This window comes from Brucella sp. TWI432 (assembly GCF_039674445.1).
GTDB lineage: Bacteria > Pseudomonadota > Alphaproteobacteria > Rhizobiales > Rhizobiaceae > Brucella > Brucella chromiisoli.
Map to the genome: position 1 here is coordinate 1 of NZ_JBDJNL010000044.1, position 5894 is coordinate 5894.

Consider the following 5894-nt stretch of genomic DNA (forward strand, 5'->3'; position numbering starts at 1 on the left):
CCATTTGCGCACAAGGTTGGTATTAATCCCGTGATCAATGGCAACACGCGATAAAGAAGCGCCGGGTTCAAGGGCCAAGGCAACAACTTGCTTCTTCCATTCGCGATCATAGTGATGGTTCCCTTGTCGGTCCACAAACAGCACATGTGGCTTCGCTCCGTCCGCTCCCATAATTTCCATCGGTGTCCACCCTTTTAATCGGTGGACACCCTTTGCACCACTCCCTTCGGCCAGTGAAGGTGCGTGGAAATGAGCGCTTACGCATAAGCGATAGAGTAAATTGCTATAGAACAAGCGCATCGAGCGTTTGTCCTATGGCCCGAGGGGAGCCCCGTAGCCCCTCCCCTCAAACTCCCCTCCCGCCCTTTGATATTACTGGGGTCGGTTCCGGCTGGGGGCGAAATGACACTCTAAGAGATTGTTTGCGGGAGGTGTGAAATGCTCCCTAAGCGTCCCGCGCGACCCGCCCAACCTAGTTGGATGGGGATGTAAGTTAGTTTCTGGCTCCTAGTGCAAGGCGGCAAGCCAATCCTGCGAAGACTGTAGCGAGAAGATACTGTGGCAGCTTCCTGAACCGGACCAAACCAGTGACATGACTGCGGATATGTCCGCTCAGCAGGACAACCAAGCCATTTACGACAAAGCCGATTCCGTTCAGCACGGTACCCAGAACCAACATCTGAACAGTGAGTGACCCTGCTTCTGGGTGCACAAACTGAGGAAATAATGCCAGGACAAAGAGGGCCATTTTCGGATTTAGAAGATTTGTCGCCAGACCTTCACCGAGAATTCGCTTCATTGAAAATCGTTTTAGGGCCGATGTAGGGTAGAAATGTGTACCCTCGGAACGAAGAGTCTTCCAGGCGGCTCTGTTGCAAAAAAATTGCCGATGTCCGAAAGAGTGCCGACAATTTTCCGCGAGATTTTCGATGAGCGATTTCAAGTGGCGCCATTTTCAGGGTGACGTGATTTTATGGGCGGTGCGGTGGTATTGCCGGTATGGGATCAGCTACCGCGACCTTGAACAGATGATGAGTGAGCGCGGTGTGCCCGTCGATCATTCCACGATTTATCGCTGGGTCCAGACATACGCGCCGGAGATTGAAAAACGGCTGCGCTGGCATTGGCGTCGACCACAGTCAACGAGTTGGCGGGTTGATGAAACCTATGTGAAAGTCCGGGGACAATGGACTTACCTTTATCGAGCCGTCGACAAATTCGGCAACACGATCGATTTTTACCTGTCTCCGACGCGCAACGCGAAAGCAGCCAAGCGTTTTCTGGGGAAGGCTTTGAACGGCTTGAAAGACTGGGAAAAGCCGCGTGTCATCAACACTGACAAAGCGCCAACCTACGGGATTGCCATCGCGCAATTGAAGGCCGAAGGCAAATGCCCTGATGAACTGGTGCATCGGCAGGTCAAATACCTCAACAATGTCGTCGAGGCTGACCACGGCAAGCTGAAGCAGCTGATCAAACCAGTTAGAGGGTTCAAGACGTTGAAGACGGCATATGCGACGATCAAGGGCTTCGAGGTCATGCGGGCGTTGCGCAAGAATCAGGCTGCTATTTTCAACCTGACACGAGACATCCGTGGGGAAGCGCGTATCGTTGAACGCGCTTTTGGTATCGGGCCGAGCGCGCTGACAGAAGCCGTGGAACTGCTCGCCCAGAATCTACAAGGTCAAACCCCTTGACAGCAGAAAACGACGGGCTTGCCTTGCCAGTTGAATTTTTTGCAACAGAGCCGGCGGCCGAGCCTCTTGCCTCGCGCCTTTGCGGCGGCGAGTCCTGATTTGACCCGCTCGCTGATCAGGTCGCGCTCGAATTCGGCAATGCTGGACAGGAATGTCGCGAGCATGCGGCCGTGGGGAGACGATAGATCGAAGGCCATCCCGTTCATGGCGATAACCGACACTTTCCAACCCTCCAACTCGCGAAGGGTGTGGAGCAGATCAACCGTTGAACGACCCCAGCGAGAAAGTTCGGTGACCAGCACCACATCAATCTTCCGAGCTTGGGCCAGAGCCATCACTTTCCGCCGCTCGGCGCGGTCGAGCTTCGAGCCGGAGCCGGTTTCCTTGAAAATTGCGGCAACCTCATAGCCCGCCCGATTTGCAAAGGCAGCCAGGTCGCGTTCCTGCCGCTCGCATGACTGGTCGGCCGTCGAGACCCGGCAATAAATTGCAGCGCGCTGTCCCAATTGAACCCTCGTGGATTTTGGTGCCGGAAAGCCTTGATTTGTATAGGCCGATTGTTGTCCAAAACAGACTATACTTCAATAGGGACAATCAGGATGCCGAGACGACACATTCTCACCGAGCGACAGCGCTCGGCACTGCTTGATCTGCCCATTGATGAATTGTCACTGCTTCGGCATTACACACTGGGCGACGACGATCTGGCAAACATCCAAGAACGCCGCAGGCCGGAGAACAGGCTGGGGTTCACCCTACAGCTTTGCGCGTTGAGATATCCAGGGCGCGCGCTGGCTCCGGGCGAGATGATCCCGCATGAGGTCCTGTCGTTCATCGGGGCTCAGCTAGGCGTCCCGGCCGATGCGCTTCTCACCTATGCCGCCCGGCGCCAGACCCGCCAGGAGCATATGGAGGCGTTGCGTGGGATCTACGGTTACAAGACCTTCTCTGGTCGTGGTGCCCGTGATCTGCGGGACTGGCTTTCCGATCAGGCGGAAGATGCCCGCTCGAACGAGGATCTCGCGCACCGTCTGGTTGCGCGTTGTCGTGAGACTCTGACGATCCTGCCAGCGGTATCGACCATCGAGCGACTATGTGCGGATGCACTGGTCGCCGCCGAACGGCGAATCGAGACGCGGATCGCGGAAAAGCTCGACAGCAACGCGCGCGAACGACTTGACGGGCTGCTGACCGAACTCCTCGATGCCAATGTTAGCCGTTTCATCTGGCTTCGCCAGTTCGAGGTCGGCAACAATTCCACAGCGGCGAACCGGCTGCTCGACAGGTTGGAATTGCTGCGTGGCCTTGCTCTTGATCCGCAGCTTCTCGCCGGTATCCCGCCGCATCGTGTCGCACGCCTGCGTCGGCAGGGCGAGCGCTACTTTACCGATGGCTTGCGCGACATCAGCGTTGATCGACGCTGGGCGATTCTTGCAGTCTGTGCAGTGGAATGGGAGGCGGCGATCGCCGATACGGTGGTCGAGACCCATGACCGGATCGTTGGAAAAACCTGGCGCGAGGCGAAACGTCTGCATGATGAGCGGATTGCGGGTTCCAAGGCAGCGGTCACCGATACGCTACGCGCCTTCACCGCACTGGGAGCCTCCCTGCTCGAAGCCTGCAATGATGGTGTGCCGCTGGAAATGGCGGTCGCCAAATCGGCGGAATGGGGCCGGCTCGAACAACTGGTCGCGACCGGCGCCCAACTCAGCAATACGCTGGCGGACGATCCATTGGCTCATGTCGGGTAAGGATATCATCGGTTCCGCCGCTACGCGCCGCGCATGTTGCGTTGCCTGAAGCTCAAGGCGGCGTCAGTGGCTCAGCCCTTGGTGGCGGCAGCGAAAGCCATCGGGGAAATGCGAGCGTCCCCACCGACAGCCGAAACCTTCCTGCGGCCGAATTCGAAATGGCACCGGCATCTCCGAGCCCAAAACCAAGGCGACAATCGTCTTTGGGAAGTGGCGGTCCTGTTTCACCTGCGGGATTCTTTCCGATCCGGTGACATCTGGCTCGATCATTCGCGCCGATATGGCGATCTCAAGCAGGTCCTGGTGCCATTGACTACAGCAAAGACGAACACCAGACTCGCCGTTCCCCTCGATCCGCAGCTTTGGCTGACAGATCGCAAGGCTCGGCTCGCCGATGGTCTGAAGCGGCTGGCACGGGCCGCTCGCGACGGAACCATCCCTCGCGGCAGCATCGAGGATGGAACGTTGCGGATCGACCGGCTGACGGCTGATGTTCCGGACAGTGCCGAGGAACTGATACTAGATCTCTATCGCCGGATGCCACCAGTTCGGATCACCGACATCTTGCTGGAGGTCGATGCTGCGCTCGGATTCACCGAAGCCTTCACTCATCTGAGAACCGGGGTTGCATGCGGTGACCAGATCGGCCTGCTCAACGTGCTGCTCGCAGAGGGGCTGAATCTGGGACTGCGCAAGATGGCGGAGGCCACGAACACGCATGACTACTGGCAGTTATCGCGGCTGGCCCGCTGGCATGTCGAAAGCGAGGCAATGGACCAGGCGCTGGCGATCGTGGTGGCTGCGCAGGCAAAGCTGCCGATGTCCCGGTTCTGGGGCATGGGAACGACCGCATCGAGCGATGGCCAGTTCTTCCCTTCAGCCCGGCAGGGCGAGGCCATGAACATGGTCAACGCCAAATATGGAAATGAACCCGGCCTCAAGGCTTACACTCACGTCAACGACCAGTTCGCGCCGTTCGCATCACAAACTATTCCTGCGACAGTCAGCGAGGCCCCATACATCCTGGATGGCCTGCTGATGAATGAGGCAGGTCGGCAGGTTGGAGAGCAATATGCGGATACGGCAGGGTTTACCGATCACCTGTTCGGGACCAGTGGCATGCTCGGATACCGCCTTGTCCTGCGCATCCGCGATTTGCCCTCGAAGCGCCTTTACGTGTTCAATCCAGCAGGGACACCTAAGGATCTGCGCAAACTGGTCGGCGGCAAGATCCGCGAGGAATTGATTATCGCGAACTGGCCCGACCTGTTTCGATGCGCCGCGACCATGGCTGCTGGCAAGATCAAGCCGAGCCAGTTGCTCCGCAAGCTTGCCTCCTATCCTCGCCAGAACGATCTGGCGGTTGCGCTGCGTGAGGTTGGCCGCGTGGAGCGGACACTCTTTATTATAGAGTGGATCCTCGACACGGACATGCAGCGGCGTGCTCAGATCGGCCTCAACAAGGGCGAGGCTCACCACGCTCTCAAGAATGCGCTGCGCATCGGCCGCCAAGGTGAAATCCGAGACCGAACGACCGAGGGCCAACATTACCGGATCGCTGGCCTCAACCTGCTCACCGCAATCATCATCTACTCGAACACCCTCCATCTCGGCCAGGCAGTCGCAGAGCGCCGGAATGAAGGACTTGATGTGCCGCCCGAACTTCTGGCGCATATCTCTCCGCTGGGTTGGGCACACATATTACTGACCGGCGAATATCTCTGGCCCAAGGAAGAAACGGCTTAGAGTGTCATTCCGCCCCCAGCCGGAACCGACCCCTTACTTGGTGATGTAGATGCACGGTCACGCCGTTTTCCACCCTACGGCCGGAGGCTGTGGTAAACAGCCTCAAAAAAGCGCCGCCCTGCGGCGGCTCATTGATCCTTTTAGTAGGGAAAAGGGAGCGCTGCCCCCTCTCCCCCGGTCTCGCTTGCGACGCCGCAGGAGCAGGAACGGGGTTCCTGCCCTGGCGGGACAGGAAGACCGCTTCGCGGAAAAAGGAGAAACCGAAATGACTAACTCTTAGGAAGCTAAACAGGCCGCCCGCCGTGATCGTCTTGAAGCTGCTGCCGAGCGTGCTGATGCCCGCGCCCAAGCCCATTTTAAGCGTGCGGACATGAGCGAGGCCGCAACCGCCATTCCGTTTGGACAGCCTATCCTTGTCGGTCATCATTCCGAGAAACGACACCGCCGCGCTATTGAACGAGCCGACAACGCCATGAGAGCCAGCGTTGAAGAAAACAAACGAGCGAGCGAATTGCGCAGTCGTGCGGCCTCAGTCGGAACCAGAAGGATTTCGTCGGATGATCCCAACGCAATTGCGAAACTCACCGAACTGTCCGACATCAACGCCCATGAGACCAAATTGTATTAATTGAGAAGAGAGGGTTTTTGGCTCATCATAGCTTTATCAAAGGACGCAAAGATGAGACAGAAACCCGTTCCC

Annotated in this window: 3 protein-coding genes and 3 pseudogenes; 3 read left to right on the plus strand and 3 right to left on the minus strand. The window is 57.8% G+C overall.

Features of this window, described 5'->3' with window-relative positions; all coding sequences use genetic code 11:
- Both ABE527_RS21315 and ABE527_RS21320 read right to left on the minus strand, forming a co-directional pair.
- Window positions 1–180, minus strand: a 180-nt coding sequence (locus ABE527_RS21315) for a transposase (RefSeq protein ID WP_499698026.1), incomplete at its 3' end; no start/stop codon positions are given.
- Window positions 181–493: 313 nt separating this feature from the next.
- A pseudogene (locus tag ABE527_RS21320) lies at window positions 494–865 on the minus strand (LysE family translocator); the annotation flags it as partial.
- A 64-nt stretch (window positions 866–929) separates the two neighbouring features.
- On the opposite strand from ABE527_RS21320, the gene ABE527_RS21325 reads away from it, so the two are divergent.
- On the plus strand, window positions 930–1697 hold the full coding sequence (locus ABE527_RS21325; protein WP_499698239.1) for an IS6 family transposase: 768 nt from the start codon (window positions 930–932) through the stop codon (window positions 1695–1697).
- On the opposite strand, the gene ABE527_RS21330 is transcribed toward ABE527_RS21325, so the two are convergent.
- Window positions 1685–2203, minus strand: coding sequence for a recombinase family protein (locus tag ABE527_RS21330; RefSeq protein WP_499698240.1), 519 nt, complete (start codon window positions 2201–2203; stop codon window positions 1685–1687). The two genes, ABE527_RS21325 and ABE527_RS21330, sit on opposite strands and share 13 nt — an antisense overlap.
- A 93-nt stretch (window positions 2204–2296) precedes the next feature.
- Here ABE527_RS21330 and ABE527_RS21335 point away from each other — a divergent pair.
- Both ABE527_RS21335 and ABE527_RS21340 read left to right on the plus strand, forming a co-directional pair.
- Window positions 2297–5194, plus strand: a pseudogene (locus ABE527_RS21335) (Tn3 family transposase).
- A gap of 295 nt (window positions 5195–5489) precedes the next feature.
- A pseudogene (locus tag ABE527_RS21340) lies at window positions 5490–5822 on the plus strand (DUF3560 domain-containing protein); the annotation flags it as partial.
- Window positions 5823–5894: the final 72 nt, after the last annotated feature.